The organism is Streptomyces rapamycinicus NRRL 5491 (genome assembly GCF_024298965.1).
GTDB lineage: Bacteria > Actinomycetota > Actinomycetes > Streptomycetales > Streptomycetaceae > Streptomyces > Streptomyces rapamycinicus.
The window spans coordinates 615825-635858 of the sequence record NZ_CP085193.1 but is presented as its reverse complement, the minus strand read 5'-3'; the positions used below and the strand labels follow the sequence as shown (position 1 = coordinate 635858).

General features: G+C 71.5%; 16 protein-coding genes and 1 pseudogene. 15 read left to right on the top strand and 2 right to left on the bottom strand.

Annotation, left to right across the window (positions count from 1 at the left end; genetic code table 11):
• Positions 1 to 57 precede the first annotated feature (57 nt).
• From LIV37_RS02815 to secD, 4 genes and pseudogenes are all read left to right on the top strand, one after another.
• Positions 58 to 1020, top strand: a complete 963-nt coding sequence (locus LIV37_RS02815; RefSeq protein WP_020865577.1) for a HAMP domain-containing sensor histidine kinase — start codon at positions 58 to 60, stop codon at positions 1018 to 1020.
• A 2-nt stretch (positions 1021 to 1022) separates the two neighbouring features.
• Positions 1023 to 1754, top strand: coding sequence for a response regulator (locus tag LIV37_RS02810; protein WP_020865576.1), 732 nt, complete (start codon positions 1023 to 1025; stop codon positions 1752 to 1754).
• 75 nt (positions 1755 to 1829) lie between these two features.
• On the top strand, positions 1830 to 2255 hold the full coding sequence (locus LIV37_RS02805; protein ID WP_121825883.1) for a hypothetical protein: 426 nt from the start codon (positions 1830 to 1832) through the stop codon (positions 2253 to 2255).
• Between the two features lie 162 nt (positions 2256 to 2417).
• Positions 2418 to 4711: pseudogene (gene secD, locus LIV37_RS02800) on the top strand (protein translocase subunit SecD).
• Between the two features lie 98 nt (positions 4712 to 4809).
• Here secD and LIV37_RS02795 read toward each other — a convergent pair.
• Positions 4810 to 5382, bottom strand: coding sequence for a TetR/AcrR family transcriptional regulator (locus LIV37_RS02795; protein ID WP_020865575.1), 573 nt, complete (start codon positions 5380 to 5382; stop codon positions 4810 to 4812).
• 141 nt (positions 5383 to 5523) lie between these two features.
• Between LIV37_RS02795 and LIV37_RS02790 the strand changes: the two genes are divergently transcribed.
• The gene (locus LIV37_RS02790) at positions 5524 to 6261 is read left to right on the top strand and encodes an SDR family oxidoreductase (protein ID WP_020865574.1); all 738 of its coding nucleotides are present in this window, start codon (positions 5524 to 5526) and stop codon (positions 6259 to 6261) included.
• Between the two features lie 21 nt (positions 6262 to 6282).
• Here LIV37_RS02790 and pdxA read toward each other — a convergent pair whose 3' ends face one another.
• Positions 6283 to 7296 (bottom strand): 4-hydroxythreonine-4-phosphate dehydrogenase PdxA, encoded by a 1014-nt coding sequence (pdxA, locus tag LIV37_RS02785; RefSeq protein ID WP_020865573.1) that lies wholly within the window; start codon positions 7294 to 7296, stop codon positions 6283 to 6285.
• A gap of 476 nt (positions 7297 to 7772) precedes the next feature.
• Here pdxA and LIV37_RS02780 point away from each other — a divergent pair, with 476 nt between their 5' ends.
• The 10 genes from LIV37_RS02780 to LIV37_RS02735 all read left to right on the top strand — a co-directional run bounded on the left by LIV37_RS02780 (position 7773) and on the right by LIV37_RS02735 (position 19998).
• Positions 7773 to 8753 carry an aldo/keto reductase gene (locus LIV37_RS02780; RefSeq protein ID WP_185058047.1) on the top strand — a complete coding sequence of 327 codons (981 nt, stop codon included), beginning with the start codon at positions 7773 to 7775 and terminating at the stop codon, positions 8751 to 8753.
• Between the two features lie 40 nt (positions 8754 to 8793).
• Positions 8794 to 9579: an HpcH/HpaI aldolase family protein gene (locus LIV37_RS02775; protein ID WP_020865571.1), complete on the top strand. Its 786-nt coding sequence runs from the start codon at positions 8794 to 8796 to the stop codon at positions 9577 to 9579.
• The gene (locus LIV37_RS02770) at positions 9579 to 10532 is read left to right on the top strand and encodes a phosphoglycerate dehydrogenase (RefSeq protein WP_020865570.1); all 954 of its coding nucleotides are present in this window, start codon (positions 9579 to 9581) and stop codon (positions 10530 to 10532) included. The genes LIV37_RS02775 and LIV37_RS02770 overlap by 1 nt, the downstream gene beginning before the upstream one ends.
• A 97-nt stretch (positions 10533 to 10629) precedes the next feature.
• Positions 10630 to 12060 carry an Nramp family divalent metal transporter gene (locus tag LIV37_RS02765; RefSeq protein WP_020865569.1) on the top strand — a complete coding sequence of 477 codons (1431 nt, stop codon included), beginning with the start codon at positions 10630 to 10632 and terminating at the stop codon, positions 12058 to 12060.
• Positions 12061 to 12250: 190 nt separating this feature from the next.
• The gene (locus tag LIV37_RS02760) at positions 12251 to 12826 is read left to right on the top strand and encodes a PadR family transcriptional regulator (protein ID WP_121825884.1); all 576 of its coding nucleotides are present in this window, start codon (positions 12251 to 12253) and stop codon (positions 12824 to 12826) included.
• A 235-nt stretch (positions 12827 to 13061) separates the two neighbouring features.
• Positions 13062 to 14615, top strand: a complete 1554-nt coding sequence (locus LIV37_RS02755; protein ID WP_020865567.1) for a class I adenylate-forming enzyme family protein — start codon at positions 13062 to 13064, stop codon at positions 14613 to 14615.
• A 5-nt stretch (positions 14616 to 14620) separates the two neighbouring features.
• A complete protein-coding gene (locus LIV37_RS02750; RefSeq protein WP_020865566.1) occupies positions 14621 to 17053 on the top strand; it encodes a xanthine dehydrogenase family protein molybdopterin-binding subunit in 2433 nt (810 codons plus the stop codon).
• A gap of 1 nt (position 17054) precedes the next feature.
• Positions 17055 to 17834 (top strand): enoyl-CoA hydratase/isomerase family protein, encoded by a 780-nt coding sequence (locus tag LIV37_RS02745; RefSeq protein ID WP_020865565.1) that lies wholly within the window; start codon positions 17055 to 17057, stop codon positions 17832 to 17834.
• Positions 17835 to 17842: 8 nt separating this feature from the next.
• Positions 17843 to 18739: an FAD binding domain-containing protein gene (locus LIV37_RS02740; RefSeq protein ID WP_020865564.1), complete on the top strand. Its 897-nt coding sequence runs from the start codon at positions 17843 to 17845 to the stop codon at positions 18737 to 18739.
• Positions 18736 to 19998 (top strand): 2Fe-2S iron-sulfur cluster-binding protein, encoded by a 1263-nt coding sequence (locus LIV37_RS02735; protein ID WP_020865563.1) that lies wholly within the window; start codon positions 18736 to 18738, stop codon positions 19996 to 19998. Before LIV37_RS02740 ends, LIV37_RS02735 begins: the two co-directional genes overlap by 4 nt.
• Positions 19999 to 20034 lie beyond the last annotated feature (36 nt).

Here is a 20034-nt window from a genome sequence, read left to right as displayed (position 1 = left end):
ATGATGAGCGACAGTAGAGATGATCACCCGCGGAGCGCGGAAGGAGGAGTTTCCCCGGTGTCGCTGTTCTGGCGGATCTTCGGACTCAACGCCCTGGTGCTGGGCACCGCCACGGCGCTGCTGCTGTGGGCGCCGGTGACCGTCTCCGTACCGGTGCTGCTGACCGAGGCGATCATCCTGGTCGGCGGTCTCGCCGTCATGCTGGTCGCGAACGGCACCCTGCTGCGCTGGGGCCTGGCCCCGCTGGACCGGCTGACCAGGCTGATGACCACCGTCGACCTGCTGCGCCCGGGCCAGCGGCTGCCCGTGCCCGGCGCCGGCGGCGGTAGCGAGGTGTCCGAGCTGATCCGCACCTTCAACGCCATGCTCGACCGGCTGGAGCACGAACGCGCCACGTCCAGCGCCCGGGCGCTGCTCGCTCAGGAGGCCGAGCGGCGCCGCATCGCCCAGGAACTGCACGACGAGGTCGGGCAGAGCATGACCGCGATCCTGCTGGTGCTCAAGCGTGCCGCGGACGACGCCCCCGAGCCGCTGCGCGAGGACCTCCAGCAGGCCCAGGAGATCACCCGGGAGAGCCTGGACGAGGTCCGCCGCCTGGTGCGCCGCCTGCGGCCCGGCGTCCTGGACGACCTGGGCCTGGTCAGCGCGCTGACCTCGCTCACGCAGGACTTCGCCACCCACACCGGGCTGCGTGTCGTGCGCCGCCTCGACGCCGACCTGCCCACCCTCGACCAGGAGAGCGAGCTCGTGCTGTACCGGGTGGCTCAGGAGAGCCTGACCAACGCGGCCCGCCATGCGGACGCGCGGCAGGTCGAGGTGAGCCTGCACCGCGTCGGCGAGGCGGTGGTGCTGGAGATCGCCGACGACGGCCGCGGTATCGAGGCCGCCTGCGAAGGCGCCGGGATCCGCGGCATGCGCGAACGGGCCCTGCTCGCCGGGGCCACCCTGGACATCACCTCGACGCCCGGCACCGGCACCCGGATCCGCCTCATCACACCCGCTCCCAGGAAGCAGCTCTGACCATGCCCGATCCGACCCCGCCCGGGCCCAGCACGGCCTCGACACCGTGTCCCACGGCCTCTCCCTTGGCCTCTCCCACGAACGCGACGCCGATCCGCATCCTGCTCGCCGACGACCACGCCCTCGTACGCCGCGGCGTACGCCTGATCCTCGACCGGGAACCCGATCTGGAGGTCGTCGCCGAGGCCGGGGACGGCGCCGAGGCCATCGAAGCGGCCCGGAACCAGGAGATCGACCTGGCCGTGCTCGACATCGCCATGCCGCGCCTGACCGGCCTCCAGGCCACCCGCGAGCTGGTGGCGCTCAAACCGGGCCTGCGCGTCCTGATGCTGACGATGCACGACAACGAGCAGTACCTGTTCCAGGCGCTCAAGGCCGGGGCCTGTGGCTATGTGCTGAAGTCGGTCGCCGACCGCGATCTGGTCGCCGCCTGCCGCGCCGCGATGCGCAACGAGCCGTTCCTCTACCCCGGCGCGGTCACCGCCCTCATCCGCAACTACCTGGACCGCGTCCGCCACGGCGAGGAAGACCCCGACCAGCTCCTCACCCCCCGCGAGGAGGAAGTCCTCAAACTCGTCGCCGAAGGGCACTCCTCCAAGGAGATCGCCGAGATCCTGTTCATCAGCGTCAAGACCGTGCACCGTCACCGGGCCAACCTCCTGCACAAACTCGGTCTGCACGACCGGCTGGAGCTGACCCGCTACGCCATCCGCGCCGGTCTCATCGAGCCCTGACGCCCGCCCGCCCCTGACCAGCCCGCGTCGAGCACCAGGCGGGAAACCGAGCACCCAGCAGGAAAGGGACGGTGCATGCGCCCAGCACCCCGCACCATCCCGGCCACCGGTCACCGGCTCGCGGGAACGCTCATCGCGCTCCTCGCCGTCCTGCTGGCGCTGGTTCCCGCCGATGCCCCGCTCGCCGCTTCCGGCCCGGTGCCCCATCCGGCCTCGGCGGCCAATCCTGCCCCGGCGGCCACGGGCGCCGAGCGCCCGGACACCGGTCCCCGCGCGGATGACCCGTGTGCCGCCGGGTGCGCGGCCCAGGCCAGGGTCCGCCACGACCACCTCGGTGAGCGCCCGTGCCCACCGGATCACCACGCCACCGACCCCCGCGACGCGGATGCCGACCCGGCTTTCGGCACCCGTGGTTCAGCGCCCTCCGCGTGCGTACCCGTCTCTCCCGGCCGATCGGCCCACGACCGCGGCCGGGCCCCTCCGGCGGCCGCAGGTACCTGACGCCACCCATCACCCTTTCTCCCGTCGCGGCCGCGCGTGCCGCCGCCGCGACGTGCCTGCCGGAGGCTCGTGTTGAAACGCCGCGATCAATGGAACAAGCGGAATAGCCGGAACCAGCGGAATAGCCGGAACCAGCGGAATGCGCATCGGAAATCCCTGCGTATGCGTGCGCTGCTCGCCCTCGCCGTGATCGCCGGATCGCTGGCCATCGCCCTCACCACACCGGTCCGTCTCGGCCTCGATCTGCGCGGCGGCACCCAGATCATGCTGGAAACCCGCTCCACCCCCACCGCCGACGCCGACTCCGCGGCCACCGACCGCACCGTGGAGGTGCTGCGTGGCCGCATCGACGCGCTCGGCGTCGCCGAACCGACCCTCGTCCGCTCCGGCGACCACCGCATCCTCGTCGAGCTGCCCGGCGTGTCCGACCCGAAGAAGGCCGCCGATGTGCTGGGCCGCACCGCGCAGCTCACCGTCCACGCGGTCCTCGGCCCGGCCGGGACCGCCGACGGCGCCACCTCCCCGCCGGCCGATCCGGCCGAAGGGCGCGTGCTGCCGGACGAGTCCGGACAGCCCCTGCGACTGCGTGCCGCCGATCTGACCGGACGGGACGTCGAGGGCGCCGACGCCCGCTTCGACCAGCAGGGCGGTGCCGGCTGGCATGTCACGGTCGACTTCTCCAAGACCGGTCAGGACCGATGGCGGCAGGTCACCGCACGGGCCGCCTGTCATCCGGCCGGCGATCCGCAGCGCCGGGTCGCCATCGTCCTCGACAACAAGATCATCTCCGCGCCGCAGGTCGACCCCTCCGTACCGTGCGGGACCGGCATCCCGGGCGGCACCACCCAGATCACCGGGTCCTTCGACGACACCGAAGCCCGCGAACTGGCCCTGCTCATCTCCGGCGGCGCCCTGCCCGTACCGGTCGAGACCGTCGAACAGCGCACCATCGGCGCCACGCTCGGCGACGCGGCGATCGAGGCCGCGGCCTGGCCGCCGTCATCGGCACCGCCCTGACCGCGCTGTTCATCATCGCCGTCTACCGGCTCCTGGGCCTGCTCGCGACCGCGGCCCTGGCCTGCTACGGCCTCATCTCCTACGCCGCCCTGGCCGCGCTCGGCGCCACATTGACCCTGCCGGGCCTCGCCGGATTCGTCCTGGCGATCGGCATGGCCGTGGACGCCAACGTCCTGGTCTTCGAACGGGCCCGCGAAGAGTACGCGGCCCGCAGCCGCCCCAGCCCCCGCTCGGCACTGACGGCCGGGTTCCGCGGTGCCCTCAGCGCGATCGCCGACTCCAACCTCACGACACTGATCGCCGCGGGCCTCATGTTCGCCTTCGCCTCCGGCCCGGTGCGCGGCTTCGGCATCACCCTGGCCATCGGCGTCCTCGCCTCGATGGTCAGCGCCCTGCTGATCAGCCGGGTGCTCGCCGAGTACGCGGTGGGCCGCCCCGCGGTCTTCCGCCGGCCCCGCGTCACCGGCATCGCGGGCACCGGCTGGGTCCGCGACCGGCTGTTGCGCCGCGACCCGTTCCTGATGCGCCATCCCCGCCGCTGGCTGGCCGCCTCCGCCGCACTCGCCGTCCTGGCCGCGTCGGGCATCCTCGTACGCGGCCTGGACTTCGGCATCGAGTTCACCGGCGGCCGCCTGATCGAGTACGCCACCAGCACCCCCGTCGACCCCGACCGGGCCCGCACCGCCCTCACCGACGCCGGGTTCCCCCGCGCGGTCGTGCAGTCCTCCGGCGACACCGGGCTCACGGTGCGCGCGGAGAACCTGACCAACTCCGACGAGGCCACCGTCACCGAAACCGTGAGCGCCCTCGGCGGCGAGACGAAGAAGGTCCGCGACGAGCTGATCGGCCCCAGTATGGGCGACGAACTGCGTCGCAACGCGCTCATCGCCCTCTCCCTCGCACTGGGCGCCCAACTGCTGTATCTCGCGGTCCGCTTCCGCTGGTTCTTCGGGACGGCGGCCGTCGTCGCGCTCGCCCATGACGCGGTGATCCTCATCGGCGCCTTCGCCTGGCTGGGCAAGCCCATCGACGGGGTCTTCCTGGCCGCCCTGCTGACCGTCATCGGCTACTCGGTCAATGACTCCGTCGTCCTCTTCGACCGCGTCCGCGAACTGCTCGGCCGCGACCGCACCACACCGTTTCCCCGCCTGACCAACCGGGCGATCCTGCAGACCCTGCCCCGTACCGTCAACACCGGCATGGGTGCGGCCTTCATCCTCACCGCCCTCGCCGTCCTCGCCGACGACACCCTCGCCGACTTCGCCCTCGCCCTGCTGATCGGCCTGGCGGTCGGCACCTACTCCTCCGTCTTCACCGCCGCCTCACTCACCATCGAACTGCACCCGCACCGGAAGGCGTCGCGGCCGTCGCGGTTCACCCGGCGCCGCTCCTCCCCGGGGCAGAACACGGTGTCGACTTCCGACGGAGCCGCTCGATAGGGTCGTCGTCTTGAACGCCGGGTCCCGGGCCGTCGACGTGGCCGGACCGGAAGCGCCCGCCGTTCGGCCGGCCCGGGGCGCCCGGCCCGCTCACGGCGTCACGAACGGGCCTTCAGACCGTCCAGGGTGAGGTCGAGCAGGCGTTCGGCCCGTTCCCGGTGTTCGGGCTTGGGTGAAGTGAGGGCGATGCCTTCGAGGGCGGCACCCATGTCGGTGGGGCTGATGTCGGTGCGAATCGTCCCGGCGGCCGCACACGCGTCCATCAGGACGGTGATGGCGGCCTGGATCATGTCCCGGCTCTGGCCATAGGGGTTGTTTCCCGCGGCGGCGATGGCACGCAGGGCGTCGGCCATGCCGAATTTCGCGGTGACGTAGTCCAGGAAGAGACGTGTCCAGGTGCGCAGGGCCTCGTAGGGCGGCCGCTCGTCGAGCAGATCGGGGACGGCGTCACACAGCTGAGCCACCTCGTTGCGGTAGACCGCCTCGATCAGCGCCTCACGGGTGGCGAAGTTCCGGTACAGCGTCGCGCTGCCCACGCCCGCCTCCTTGGCGATGCGTTCCAGGTGCGCGTCCAGCCCCTCTTCTGCGAACACGCGCACCGCGGCCGCGAGGATCTTGTCTCTGTTGCGCCGCGCGTCAGCTCGCAACGGGCGTTGTGCACTGTCGGCCATCAGCGGTCGCCATACCTCTCCGGATCCCGTCCGCCTTGCTAAACGGGGACGCGCCCACTTAGTCTGAGGTAATTGGTGGCGCCCCCAATTCACTGTAGGTCGTGGTCTGACCTGCGCATATCCCTTGGAAGGACATTGGTGATGTCAGGTGTCGAAGGCAAGGTCGTAGCGATCACAGGTGCCAGCAGCGGCATCGGAGCGGCGACGGCGACCCACCTCGCCGAGAGGGGCGCCCGGCTCGTGCTCGGGGCCCGGCGGGAGGACCGGTTGCACGCGGTGGTGGACCAGATCACGGCGGGGGGCGGCTCGGCCGTCGGGACCGTCATCGACGTGACGCGCCGCGAGGACCTCAAGCGGCTGACGGACGTGGCGGTCGACCGGTTCGGCCGACTCGATGTCCTGGTCTCCAACGCCGGCACGATGGCGGTGTCACCGTTCGACGAACTGCGCCAGGACGACTGGGACGCGATGGTCGCGACGCACATCACCGGCCTGCTGAACGGTATCGGGGCGGCACTTCCCGTCTTCCGGCGGCAGCGCTCCGGCCAGTTCGTCAACATCGCCTCCACCGCGGCCTACGTCGTGAAATCCCCGCAGGCCGTCTACGCGGCCACCAAGACGGCGGTGAAGGTGCTGACCGAGGGACTGCGGCAGGAGTCGGGACCCCATCTGCGCGTCACTCTGGTCTCGCCCGGGTTCACCAACACCGAGGGGGTGGGCAAGGGGGCGAGTCCCGAGGCAGCGGCGGCGGCTGCCCGGCAGCGCGACGAGATCGCCATCCCGCCCTCCGCCATCGCGTCCGCGATCGGCTACGCGATCGAGCAGCCCGTCGGCGTCGACATCAGCGAGGTCGTCGTCCGGCCCACCGTGCAAGCCTGACAACCGGGGGAGACAACCACGTCAGGCCGCCGGGGAGATCGGCACCGTGGCCATCCCGGCCGCCTGGCGCAGCGCCTCGACCATGCTGCCCGGTTCCGCCGTGCCCGTTCCGGCGATGTCGAAGGCGGTGCCGTGGTCGACGGAGGTACGGATGACGGGCAGGCCCACGGTGAGGTTGACACCCGCCTCGATGCCCAGGACCTTGACCGGGCCGTGGCCCTGATCGTGGTACATCGCCACGATCAGGTCGTAGTCGCCGCGTGACGCGAGGAAGAAGGCGGTGTCGGCGGGGAGCGGACCCCGGGCGTCGACGCCGTCGGCGCGCAGCTTCTCCAGGGCCGGAACGATCTTCTCGTCCTCCTCGCCGTAGCCGAACAGACCGTTCTCGCCCGCGTGCGGGTTGATGCCGCAGACACCGATGACGGGGTTCGGGGTGCCGGCGCGGACCATCGCCTCGTGGCCGCGGCGCACGGTGCGCTCGACGAGGCCCGGCTCGATGCGGTGGACGGCGTCGATCAGGCCGATGTGCGTGGTGACATGGATGACCTTCACCTTCTCGGTGGAGAGCATCATCGAGACCTCCTCGGTCCCGGTCAGATGGGCGAGGAGTTCGGTGTGGCCGGGATAGAGGTGGCCCGCGGCGTGCAGGGCCTCCTTGTTGAGCGGTGCGGTGCAGATGGCGTGCACCTCGCCCGCCACGGCGAGTTCGGCGGCGCGCCTGATGTACGCGTACGCGGCGTCTCCCGCGAATCGCGACAGCTTGCCCCAGGGCAGCTCGACGGGGAGCAGTCCGAGGTCGACCACGTTGACGCGGCCGGGGGTGAACTCCGCGTCGCGCGGATGGTCTACGGCGGCGATCTCGCAGTCCAGGCCGAGGACGCGGGCGGCCTCGCGCAGCCGCCGCGCGTCACCGATGACGACGGGGCGGCAGCGGGTCAGCACGGCGTCGTCGAGCAGGGCCGCGACGACGACCTCGGGGCCGATACCGGCACCGTCGCCCATGGTGACGGCGATGAGGGGGAGGGGGGTGGGCATGGGGACAACTCCTAGGCGGGAGGCGAGGCGGGGCCGGGCGGACGGGCCGGTGCGCGACGGCGATGCGCGGCGGCGAGTGCCCGGCCCCGTCGATGGACAACACGGTCGAGCCCAGTGAGGATCATGGCATAGGCTGCGTGAACTGCGCGATACATCTTGCGTGATTTACGCAACCGTGCGAGCGTTCCCATGGCGCCGACGGCCGTCACCCATGGACCGTGTCGCCGTCGTGGACGCGGGGCGGACCGGCTTACCCAGCAGATCGCATCGCACCGCACTCGGCCGTCGCGCGATGCGTCACCGGGAGCCACCGCGGCGACCGGTCGGGGCCGCGGAGCCACCCGGCGCCATGTGCGATGCGCACATCACGCATGTGATCGCCTATGAGTACGACCGCACCATCCGCACCACGCACCACCGACACCATCAGCAACACCCGCATCACCAGCACCACCCGCCTCGGAAGGAATCCGCCCGTGACCGTCGGCCTCGCACTCCCGCATGTGCCCGTCCCGTTGTCCCCGCTCGTCCTCGGGACGATGACCTTCGGCGACACCGCCGACCGCGCGACGGCCGCCGCGATGGTGGACGCCGCGCTCGACGCGGGCATCACCGGCGTGGACACCGCCAACGGCTACGCGGGCGGTGAGAGCGAGCGCATCCTCGCCGAGCTGCTGCCGGGCCGCCGCGACCGGATCGTCCTGGCCACCAAGGCCGGTATCCCGCACCCCGACCAGGGCGAGCACGCGCCGCTCTCACCCGAGGGTCTGCGGGCCGCGCTCGACGGGAGCCTCAAGCGCCTGGGCACCGACCACGTCGACCTCTTCTATCTGCACCAGCCGGACCGCCGGACACCGCTCTCCGCGACCCTTGCGACCGTCGCCGAGTTCGTACGGGCGGGCAAGGTCCGCGCCCTCGGCGTCTCCAACTTCGCCGCCTGGCAGATCGCCGAGCTGAACCGGGTGGCCGACGAGGCCGGTGCCCCCCGCCCCGTCGTCGCCCAGCAGCTCCACAACCTCCTCGCGCGCCGCGTCGAGGAGGAGTACGTCGAATTCGCCGCCAGTACAGGACTGCGCACAGTGGTCTACAACCCGCTCGGCGGCGGGCTGCTCACCGGCCGCCACCGCTTCGATCAGGTCCCGGACAGCGGGCGTTTCGGTGACTCCAAGGTGGCCGCGATGTACCGCGAGCGGTACTGGAACGAGGAGGTGTTCCACGCCGTCACCGACCTCACCCGCATCGCCTCCGAGGCGGGTCTGCCGCTGACCGACCTGGCCCTGCGCTGGCTGCTGTCCCGGCCCTCCACCGACGCGCTGCTGCTCGGCGGCTCCAAGGTCGAGCACCTGAAGGCCAACATCGCCGCCGCGTCCGCGGGCCCGCTGCCCGCGGACGTCCTGACCGCCTGCGACGAGGTCGGCGCCCGGCTGCGCGGGCCGATGCCCGCCTACAACCGCTGACCCCGCCCGCCCACCTCGCAACGTCGCAAGGGAGACACACATGGCCACCGGCCGCACCTCCGCCCAGTTCATCGCCGCACTGCGCGATCGTGAGCAGCTCATCGGCTACTGGTCCCTGCTCGATTCGCCGGTCGCCGCCGAGCGCCTCGCCCGCGTCGGCTACGACTACCTGGCCTTCGACGCCCAGCACGGCCTCTTCGGCTACCAGGGCATGCTGAACAACCTCCTCGCCACCGACACCAAGGGCAGCACCGCCGTCGGCATGGTGCGCGTCGAGGCCAATGACCTCACCTACATCGGCAAGGCGCTGGACGCGGGAGCGAGCGCCGTGATCGTCCCGATGATCGACAACGCCCAGGACGCCGCCGACGCCGTGGCCGCCGTCCGCTACCCGCCGCTGGGCCGGCGCTCGTACGGTCCGATGCGCGCCCAGCTCCGCATCGGCCCGAACCCGGCCGACGCGCACGACCAGACCGCCGTCCTCGCGATGATCGAGACGGCCGACGGCCTGGCCAACCTCGAGGAGATCTGCGCGACCCCCGGCCTGGACGGCGTCTACGTCGGCCCGTCCGATCTGCGCCTGGCCATCGGCGGCGCGACGTCCACCGACCCCGCCGTGCAGGACGAGTTCGAGCAGGCCCTCGCCCGCGTCCGCAAGGCGGCCGAGGCGGTGGGCATCGCGGCCGGCATCCACAACGCCGACGGCGAGAGCGCCGCCCGTCGCCTCGCCGAAGGCTTCACGTTCGCGACGGTCGCGGCCGACGTCGTGCACCTCCAGCAGATCGCGACGTCCCACCTCCGGGCGGCACGCGGCGAGGCCCGCTGATGCCGACCACGCTCATCACCACACCCACCTTCGCCCGGCATTCGGCGCGGCCCTGGCAGATCCTGGAGGAGGCCGGAGCGGGTCCCCTGCGCCCCCGCGAGGACACGGCGCTGCCCACCGCCGAACTCCTGTCGCACGCGGCCGAAGCGGATGCGCTGATCGTCGGCATGGACCCGATCACCGCCGAGGTGATGGACGCCGCACCCCGCCTCAAGGTGATCGCCAAGCACGGTGTCGGCGTCGACACCATCGACGTGGCCGCCGCCCACGCGCGCGCGATCCCGGTGGTGTGCGCGCCGGGCAGCAACTCGCGTGCGGTGGCGGAGTACACCTTCGGTCTGCTGCTGTCCGCGGCCCGCTCCCTGACCGCCTCGCACACCGCGGTGGCGGCGGGCGGCTGGCCGAAGCTGTTCGGCCCCGAACTGCACGGCAGGACGCTGGGCATCGTCGGCTTCGGCCGCATCGGCCGTCTGCTGGCCGGCTACGCCCGCGCCTTCGGGATGGACCTGCTCGCCCACGACCCGTACGTCCCCGAGGCCGACGTCCGCGCGCACGGTGCCGAACCGGCCGCGCTCGACGCCCTGCTGGCGCGTGCCGACGCAGTCAGCCTGCACACTCCGCCCGACCCGTCCGGCACTCCGCTGCTCGACCGCTCCCGCCTGGCGGCGATGAGGCCGGGCGCGATCGTGGTCAACGCCGCGCGCGGCGGCCTCGTCGACGAACGCGCGCTCGCCGACCTGCTCGGCTCCGGGCACCTCGGAGCCGCGGCCCTCGACGCGTTCAGCACCGAGCCGCTGCCCGAAGACCATCCGCTGCGCGAGGCCCCGCGCACCGTCCTCACCTCGCACATGGCCGCCTGCACGCCCGAGGCCAACCAGGCCATGGGCGCGATGGTGGCCGAGGACGTCGTCCGCGTACTGGCGGGTGCGGAGCCGCACCACCCGGCGCGCTGAGGCCCGGCGGCACACGGCGCCACGAAACGCCCCCACACCACCCTGTCCCCATTCCGGATACCGGCGACGGCGCCGGAAGATCCTCTAAGGACCCGCTATGTCCACCACGACCGACGGCGCCACGGCGGCGCCGCCACCCGCCGCGCAGACCGATCCGTACGCGCTGCGCGCCGAGGACGCCCGCCCGGCGCCCGAGGCCTTCCGCGGCCGGCTGCGCCACCTCGGCCCCGGGCTCGTGCTGTCCGCCGCCGTCGTCGGCTCCGGTGAGCTGATCACCACCACCTCGCTCGGCGCGAAGGCCGGGTTCGCCCTGCTGTGGCTGGTGATCGTCTCGACCGCGGTCAAGGTGTGGGTGCAGATGGAGCTGGCCCGCTGGACCATCCTCAACGGACGGCCCGCGCTCGACGGCTTCCGCGACGTCGGCCCCCGGATCGGCCGGCTGAGCTGGATCAACTGGCTCTGGATCGGCATGGACTTCGCCAAGATGTTCCAGCGCGGTGGCATCATCGGCGGCACCGCGGCCGCCTGCTCGATCCTGCTGCCGATCCACGGCGGGTCGCTGAGCACATCGTCGCTGACGATCTGGGCCCTCATCGTGACCGGCGCCGCCATCCTCATCCTGCAGACGGGCAAGTACCCCGTCGTCGAGCGGGTCGAGATCGTCGGCATCACGCTCAAGACGATCATCACCTTCGGCCTGGCCCTCGCCCTGCCGTTCACCGCCTTCGGATACGGCCCCGAGCAGTTCGCCGACGGACTGAGCTTCCAGATCCCCGCGGGCACGGTCGGCATCGCGCTCGCCATGTTCGGCATCACCGGTGTCGGCGCCGACGAGATGACGACGTACACCTACTGGTGTCTGGAGAAGGGCTACGCCCGCTGGACCGGCCCCGACGACGGCAGCGAGCAGCGCGCCCGGCGGGCCGAGGGCTGGCTCAAGGTCATGCGGCTCGACGTGGGCGTCTCCTGGGTCGTGTGCACCATCTGCACCCTGTCCTTCTACGTGATCGGCGCCTCGGTGCTCCATCCGCAGGGCCTGGTGCCCGAGGGCAACGAAATGATCACCACGCTGTCGCACATCTACACCGACACGCTCGGCCCCTGGGCGGAGTACCTGTTCCTGGGCGGCGCGATCGCCGTCCTCTTCTCGGTCACCGTCGCCTCGTCGGCCAGCGTTCCCCGCCTGTGGACCAACACCCTCGGGCTGCTCGGAGTGGTCGACTGGCACGACATGCGCGTCCGCACGCGCACCATCCGCATCCTCACCTGCTGTCTGCCCCCGGTGTGGATGTGCATCTTCCTGTGGGTCCAGTCCCCGGTCCTGATGGTGCAGATCGGCGGCATCGGCGGTGGCGTCTTCCTGCTCGCGGTCGTGGTCGCGGTCTGGCGCCTGCGCTACACCGGTGTCCCGCCCCGCTTCCGCGCCAACCCCTGGCTGACCGCCGCCCTCGTCCTCAGCAGTGTGGCGATCGCCTTCCTCGGGGTGTACGGAGTGCTCGACACCCTCGAGCTCACACCCGGGAGCTGAGCCGGCGGCGAGCCGCGCTCCTGCCGCCCCGGCACCGCACACCGCCCGACCCCCGCGCCCCGCCATGCCGGTGCCCGCCCGTCTTTCGAAGGCGGCGGTGCCGGGCGAACATGGCGGGGCGCTGGTGGTGAACTGCCGCTTTCCCGCACCGAGGCAAAAGGGCCCTGGGCGCCACGGTACGCTTCGGACCATGTCAGCATTCCGGCTCTCGACGACGTCGTACGTGGTTCTCGGGATGATCGCCATGCGTGGCCCGTCCACCCCCTACGACCTCAAGCGCGCGATCGGCCGGTCCGTGGGCTACTTCTGGAACTTCCCGCACGCTCAGCTGTACGCGGAGCCCAAAAGGCTTCAGGGGGCCGGGTTTCTGGACGTGCACGAGGAGGACACCGGGCGGCGGCGCAAGATCTACACGATCACCGAGGCGGGCGACGCCGCACTGCGGGCCTGGCTGGCCGAGCCGGTCAAGGAACACTTCGAACTGCGCGACATCGCGGAGATCAAGCTCTTCTTCAACGAGTTGGCGGAGCCGGACGACGTGGCGCGCCTCGCCCGCGACCAGATCGAGCAGCACGAGCGGCGCATCGCGGAGTACGAGGAGATGCGGCGCCGTTACGGCGGGATCGAGGAGGTCTCCAGCCGTATGGTCACCCTCGAACTGGGCCTGGGCATGGAATACGCCGCGCGCGAGTTCTGGCGCGGCGTCCAGGAACGCGTCGAGCGCGGTGAGTTCTCGTTCATGAAGAGGCGGCCGACGACCCGGTAGGACCGGCGCGCGGTGACACGCCGCCATGCCCCGCGGGGCATGGCGGCTTCTTGTGTGCGGCCATGCCCGGAAGCCCGGGCGGCGCGGTCGTCGTCTCCGGACCGTTGACACCTTCCTCAGGTCGGCGTAGCTTCCAACCCCACGATGGTCTGAATCATACGGTGCAGCTCGCACCATTCGGCCGGGAAGCTTCCGCCGGGCGCCGACAGGCGCATGTGGAATGGAGAGGACCGCGATGGACCTGAGCACGGTTCTGCGCTGGACAGCCGAGCGCCATCCGCGTCGCCGGGCGGTGGGTGGCAGGACCCCGATGACGTACGGACAGTGGGACGGCCACACCAATCAGCTGGCACGGGCGATGGCCGAGCTCGGTGTCCGTCCCCGGGAACGGGTGGTGCTGCTGAGCACCGGAGGCGAACCACTGGCCGGCCTCCATCTGGCGGCGCAGAAGCTGGGAGCCGTTTCCGTACCCCTGTCCTTCCGCCTCGGCCCCTCGGAACTCGCCTACTGCATATCCGACGCGAAGCCGGCGCTGGTGATCGCCGACGACTCCACCTCGGCTCTCGCGCAGGAGGCGCTCGCTTCCGTCGAGGCGGTTCCGTGGATCCGCTCGGGGGACCCGCTCGATGCGACCATCGAGCGCCTGGCGCGCGACCAGCCGGACGGACCGCTCGACGTCCGGGTGTCCGAACGGGACATCAGCGTCATGCTGTACACCTCGGGGACCACGGGCCGGCCCAAGGGTGTGCCGCGCACGCACAGCGCCGAGTTCCACGCCTCGGTCGCCCATCTGCTGCAGAGCGGACAGTCGCTTTTCGACACGACGCTCGGCGTGATGCCGCTGTTCCACACCATGGGACTGCGCACGCTCATCGCCACCGTCGTCGCCGCGGGCACCTGGGTTCCCCAGACGAAGTTCGACGCCGAGGAAATGCTCGACCTCATCGCCCAGGAGAAGATCAGTTCGCTCTACCTGGTGCCCACCGTCTACTGGTCGCTGCTGCGCACCGGCCGCCTGGGGGAGGCCACATCCGTGCGCAAGCTGGCCTACGCGGGCGCTTCGATGACTCCGACGCTGGTGAAGCGGTTGGTGGACACGCTGCGGCCGGAGTCCTTCGTCAACCACTTCGGATCCACCGAGATCTACACCTTCACCGTCGGGACCGACGTCATCGCGAAGCCGGGATGCGCGGGCCGGGCGGGGGTCTTCTCCCGGGTCCGCCTGGTGGAGCCGTTCCCGGACGCCCCGCCCGATGCCGAGGTGGCGCCGGGCGAGCAGGGGCAGATCGCCGTCTCCATGCGCAACCCGGACGCCTTCGCCGGCTACTGGCACCGGCCCGACGCCAACACCAAGTCGATCCGCGGTGGCTGGTACTTCCCCGGTGACCTCGCCGTCGCCGACGAGGACGGCGACCTGTGGGTCACCGGACGCATCGACGACATGATCAACTCCGGGGGCGAGAACATCTATCCGGACGAGATCGAGGACAAGCTGATCGGCTGTCCGGTGATCAGCGAGGTCGTGGTCGTCGGGCTCCCCGACGACCGCTGGGGGCAGGCCGCCACCGCCTTCTTCGTCCCCGAGAGCGGGACGGCCCCCGACCACGCGCTGACCGAGCTCCGCTCCTATGTGCGCGAGGGCTCCGGACTGCCGTCCCTCAAACGCCCCAAGCGGCTCATCGCCGTCGAGGAAATCCCGAAGTCGGGGGCGGGCAAGATCCTCCGCCGCCGGCTGAGCTCCGGCGACTACCACCCGCTGGCCGACAGCGACACCGCGACAGACAGGTGAACCACGTGACCGCGACCACGGAACGGCCGGGGCGGCCGACCGCACGGATCGAGGACCCCGCACTGCTCACCGGCCGGGGCCGCTTCCTCGACGATCTCGACCCGCTGCCGGGCACCCTGACCGCCGCGGTCGTCCGGAGCCCGCATCCGCACGCCCGCATCCGCGGCGTGTGCCTCGACCGGGCGCGGCGGCACCCCGGTGTCGCCGCCGTGATCGGTCCCGATGAGGTCGCCGCGACACTGCGGCCGTTCCCGCTCTCCCTCAAGACGCCCATGCCGTACTACCCGACGGGCACCGACAAGGTCCGGTTCGTCGGTGAACCGGTCGCCGTGGTGGTGGCCGCGGACCGCTACCTCGCGGAGGACGCCGCCGAACTCGTCGAGATCGACTACGATCCGCTGCCCCCGCTGGTCGACGTCGAGAAGGCCCTCCTGCCCGACGCCCCGCGACTGCACGAGGGCGCCGACAGCAATGTGGCGACCGATCGGACCTTCGAATTCGGCGACGTGGACGGCCACTTCGCCACCGCCGACCACGTGGTGAAGGGCAAGTACACCTTCCCGCGGTACTCCTCCACCCCGATGGAGTGCTACGCGGTCGTCGCCCACTGGCAGGACGAGGCCGACGGACCGGGCATTCAGGCGTGGGCGAACTTCCACGGGCCGTTCTCCATGGTCCCGGTCCTGGCCGGGGCGCTGGGCGTACCCGCCTCACGCGTCCGGCTGATGATCCCGGCCGACAACGGCGGCAGCTTCGGCATCAAGGCCGGCATCTACCCCTATGTGGCCCTGATGGCGCTGGCCAGCAAGCACGCCGGCCGCCCGGTGCGCTGGACCGAGGACCGTATCGAGCACATGCTCGCGAGCTCCGCCGGATCCGACCGCGTGATGTGGTTCGAGGCCGCGGTCTCCGCCGACGGCGAGGTGCGGGCACTCCGCGCGGATCTGGTGGACAACGTCGGCGCGTATCTCCGCCCGCCGGAGCCCAGCACGCTGTACCGCTGTTTCGGCAACATCACCGGCGCGTACACGATCGACGCCGTGCGGATCCGCTCCCGCGCGGTCGTGACCAACAAGACGCCCACCGGACTCAACCGCGGATTCGGCGGCCAGCAGCTGTACTTCGGCCTGGAGCGGCTGATGGACCAGATCGCCGGGGTGTGCGGCCTGGACCCGGTCGAACTGCGGCAGCGCAACCTCGTGGGCAGTGCGGACTTCCCGTACGCCACTCCGACCGGCGGCGTCTACGATTCGGGCGACTACCAGCGGGCGCTGGACATGCTGCTGAAGAACGCCGACTACCAGGCACTCCGGGAGGAGCAGCGCGCGGCGCGGGAGCGCGGTGAGTACTACGGCATCGGCGTCGCCACCATCGTCGACCCGTCGGCGACCAACATCGGCTATGTCAGCCTGGCCACCCCGGCCGAACAGCGCACGGCGGGGCGCGGCAAGTCCGGCTCCACCGAACACGTACGCGTCAGCGTCGACCTCAACGGCGTTGTGTCCGTCCTGCTGGGCACCGTGCCGCAGGGGCAGGGCCACGCCACGGTCGCCCAGGCCGTGGTCGCCGAACAGCTCGGGCTGCCGCTGGACCAGGTCCGTCCGGTGGTCGAGATGGACACCGCCACCACCCCCTGGACGGTGACCTCCGGCAGCTATTCGTCGCGGTTCGCCCCCCTGCTGACCAGCGCGCTGGTCGAGGCCGGTGAGAAGCTGGCCGAGACCGTCAAGGTCGCCGGTGCCACCTTGCTGGACGTCCGCCGGGACGAGGTGGAACTCGCCGACGGCAGGGTCCGGGTCCGGGCCGAGCCCGAGCGGTCGGTGCTGTTCCGGCACGCGGCCGGGCTGGTCCACTGGGATCCCGGAGCGCTGCCCGAGGGCACCACCGCGCGGCTGTACGAGGAGGCCGCCTTCACACCGCCTCAGGCGAAGGCCGCCCGCCGGAACGACCAGATCAACTCGAGCCTGTGCTACGGATTCGTCGCCGAGCTCGCCACCGTGACGATCGACGCCGAGACCCGGCAGCTCCGGCTCGAGAAGGTGGTGACCGTCCACGACCCGGGCACCATCCTCAACCCCACGCTCCTCGAAGGCCAGATCCACGGCGCGCTCGCGCACGCCATGGGCGGCGCGATGTTCGAGGAGATGCGCTACACCGACGCCGGACAACCGACGGCCACGTTCATGGACTACCTGTGTCCCACGACGGCCGAGACACGGTACGCGCTCAACAGCGACCACCTCGAGACCCCCTCACCCCTCACCCGCCTCGGCGCGAAGGGCTGCGGTGAGGGCAGCAGCATGAGCCTTCCCGTCGCGATCGCCAACGCGGTCGCCGACGCGCTCGCTCCCGCGGGCGTGGACATCACCACTCTGCCCCTCCACGGCAACGTGCTCAACGAGCTGCTCAACGGCACCGACAATGAAAGGGACCTGTGACATGGCACTGACCGGAGGCCGGATCGGGCTGGACCACGGCCACGACGGACGTGTCGCCTACCTGACCCTCGATCACGGCAAGTACAACATCGTCACCATGGAGACCCGCCAGGCGATGGCCGACCGCTTCGCCGAGCTCGACGCGGACGAGAACGTGCGGGTCGTGGTCGTCCGGGGCGAGGGCGAGCACTTCACCTCGGGCGGCGACATCCCCGGCTTCATGGAGATGGAGCCCGTCGGCTTCACCGATCTGGGCCAGAACATCACGGCACCGTCCCGCAGTCCGAAGCCGGTCATCGCCGCGGTCGACGGCTACTGCTTCGGCGTCGGCTTCGAGCTCGCGCTGTCCACGGACATCCGTATCGCCACCGAGCGCAGCGAGTTCGCCCTTCCGGAGATGCGCCTGGGCATGATCCCCGGCTCCGGCGGCACCCAGCGCCTCGCCCGGCTCATCGGTCTCTCCCGCGCCAAGTACCACGTCATGACCGCGACCCGCATCACGGCGCGGCAGGCAGGGGACTGGGGCCTGGTGTCGGCCGTGCTGCCCGATCGCGCGGCGCTGGACGCGGAGGTCGAACGGGTGGTGAAGACCATGCTGGGCTACTCGCCACTGGCCCTGCGCACCGCCAAGGAGGTGCTCGACAAGGGGATCGATGCACCGCTCTACTCGGGGATCGAGCTGGAGCGCAAGGCGTACGCGATGCTGCGGTCGAGCCATGACTTCGCCGAGGGCGTCGCCGCGTTCGGCGAGAAGCGGGCCCCGAAGTTCCAGGGCCGGTGATCTGATCCATGAAAGCCGCACCGTTCGCCTACGTTCGTCCCTCGCGCCTCTCCGACGCGATCGCCGAACTGGCGGAGACCCGCGGGGGCGGCAAGGTCATCGCGGGCGGGCAGTCGCTGACACCGGTGCTCGCCATGCGGCTCGCCCGCCCCGACACGCTGATCGACATCAACTCCGTCGAAGAGCTCGGCGCGCTGACCCGCTCCGGACCGGCCCTGCACATCGGCGCGACCGTACGGCAGCGCCGTGTGGAGCGGGATCCGCTCGGCGCGAGCGTTCCCCTGCTGCGCCTGGCGCTGCCCTGGGTGGGCCACCGCGAGCTGCGCAGCCGGGGGACGGTGTGCGGCAGCCTCGCCCATGCCGACCCGGCGGCCGAGCTTCCCGCCGTGGCCTGCTGCCTCGACGCGGAGCTGACGCTGTCCGGACCGAACGGCCACCGGCGCGTGTCCGCCCGGGAGTTCTTCCACGGTGCGATGACCACGGCGCTGACCCCCGACGAGATCCTCACCTCCGTACGGCTGCCCGTGGCCGCCGCGGGGGAGGGGTTCGGGTTCGCCGAAATCGCCCGTCGCCACGGCGACTTCGCGCTCGCGGGCGTCGCCGTGCGGGTACGTCTGCGCGCGGGCGGCCCGGAGGCGACGATGACCGCGTTCGGCGTGTCCGACCGGCCGGTCACCCGTGATCTCTCCGAGCGGCTCGCCGCCGCGGTCAACGACGGCGGCGACGGGCTCGCGGGTCGGCTCAAGGAACAACTCGTCGCCGTCGTCGAGGAGATCGTCGACACCGACGGCGACATCCACGCGTCCAGGGACTACCGGCGCCGGCTGCTGCTCGCCCTGGCCGGCCGGGAACTGTCCAAGGCTTACGAGCGCGCCCGCGATGGCGCCGAGGAGGTGACCACGTGACCGTCGGCGAAGCCGGGTCCCGCGAGGCGGGGCCCCGTACGCCGCGCCCGGTGAAGGCCGGCGCGGACGACCCGGTCGAGGTCAGGATGACCGTCAACGGGACGCCCACGGTGCTGAGCCTCCCGGCGCGGGTCACCCTGGCCGACGCGTTGCGTGACCACCTCGGCCTCACCGGTACGCATGTCGGCTGCGAGCACGGGGTCTGCGGTATGTGCACCGTGCTCGTCGACGGCGAGGCGGCCCGCGCCTGTCTGCTGTTCGCCGTGCAGCTGGACGGGACGGACATCGTCACCGTCGAGGGCCTCGGGCGGCCCGACTCCCTGCACCCGCTGCAGGAGTCGTTCGGGCGCCACCACGCCCTGCAGTGCGGCTTCTGCACCCCCGGCTTCCTGATGAGCTCCTACGACCTGCTGGTCAACAAGCCGGACGTCACCGAGGAGGAGCTGCCGGAGGAGCTGTCGGGCGTCATCTGCCGCTGCACCGGGTACCGGAACATCCTCACCGCGGTGGACCAGACCCGGCGCGCACACCCCGAGGGCATCCCCGGGCCGGGCAACTGCGTGCGCACGGCGCTGGTCGGCCGGGCCGGGCAGGGCACGGACGCGTCCGGCGGTCCGGATGAGGCCGGGGACACGGTGTCGCCGAGCGTCCAGGACATCGTGCTGCCCAGCGGCGATCCCACCATCGCGGTGCGGATCACCACGGAGATCGACCTGCCCGAGGACCGGGTCTGGGGCGTTCTCGACGACATCTACTTGCTCGCGCGCTGCCTGCCGGGCGCGGAGCTCACCGACGACTACGGCAATGGCCACTACGCGGGCAGGGCCCGGGTCTCCGTGGGGCCGATCAAACTGGCCTTCAACGGAGTGGCGCAGATCCTCGAACACGACCGCGAGGCCGGTCGGCTGCGGGCGATCGCGCAAGGCCAGGACACCGGCGGGGCGCAGACACAGGCGGACATCACACTGACCACCGAGGCCACCGGGACCGGCACCGCCATGCACGCCGACGCCAAGGTCTATCTCACCGGCCGCATCGCCCAGTTCGGTCGCGCTCTCGCCGGTGACGTCAGCCGCCGGATGTTCGAGCAGTTCGCCGACGCCGTCACCGAAGCGGCGACATCGGGGCAGGCGCCCTCCGGGCCGGTGAAGGCCCCCAGCGCCCTGAGCCTGGTGTTCGCGCCCTTGCTCGACCGCGTCAGGCGGCTGCTGCGCGGTGCCGGACCGCGTCGGCGGAGCGGCCGGGACAAGGAGCGTTAGCCGCAGGTGTTAGTGGTACCCCTCCCCGCCGACCGC

What these genes read in the sequence shown, in the direction of transcription:
- LIV37_RS02805 (WP_121825883.1), top strand. Translation starts at nt 1,830, where the DNA reads ATGCGCCCAGCACCCCGCACCATCCCGGCCACCGGTCACCGGCTCGCG.
- LIV37_RS02740 (WP_020865564.1), top strand. Translation starts at nt 17,843, where the DNA reads ATGAAAGCCGCACCGTTCGCCTACGTTCGTCCCTCGCGCCTCTCCGAC.
- LIV37_RS02810 (WP_020865576.1), top strand. Translation starts at nt 1,023, where the DNA reads ATGCCCGATCCGACCCCGCCCGGGCCCAGCACGGCCTCGACACCGTGT.
- LIV37_RS02770 (WP_020865570.1), top strand. Translation starts at nt 9,579, where the DNA reads ATGCCGACCACGCTCATCACCACACCCACCTTCGCCCGGCATTCGGCG.
- LIV37_RS02775 (WP_020865571.1), top strand. Translation starts at nt 8,794, where the DNA reads ATGGCCACCGGCCGCACCTCCGCCCAGTTCATCGCCGCACTGCGCGAT.
- pdxA (WP_020865573.1), bottom strand. Translation starts at nt 7,296, where the DNA reads ATGCCCACCCCCCTCCCCCTCATCGCCGTCACCATGGGCGACGGTGCC.
- LIV37_RS02790 (WP_020865574.1), top strand. Translation starts at nt 5,524, where the DNA reads ATGTCAGGTGTCGAAGGCAAGGTCGTAGCGATCACAGGTGCCAGCAGC.
- LIV37_RS02795 (WP_020865575.1), bottom strand. Translation starts at nt 5,382, where the DNA reads ATGGCCGACAGTGCACAACGCCCGTTGCGAGCTGACGCGCGGCGCAAC.
- LIV37_RS02765 (WP_020865569.1), top strand. Translation starts at nt 10,630, where the DNA reads ATGTCCACCACGACCGACGGCGCCACGGCGGCGCCGCCACCCGCCGCG.
- LIV37_RS02745 (WP_020865565.1), top strand. Translation starts at nt 17,055, where the DNA reads ATGGCACTGACCGGAGGCCGGATCGGGCTGGACCACGGCCACGACGGA.
- LIV37_RS02755 (WP_020865567.1), top strand. Translation starts at nt 13,062, where the DNA reads ATGGACCTGAGCACGGTTCTGCGCTGGACAGCCGAGCGCCATCCGCGT.
- LIV37_RS02760 (WP_121825884.1), top strand. Translation starts at nt 12,251, where the DNA reads ATGTCAGCATTCCGGCTCTCGACGACGTCGTACGTGGTTCTCGGGATG.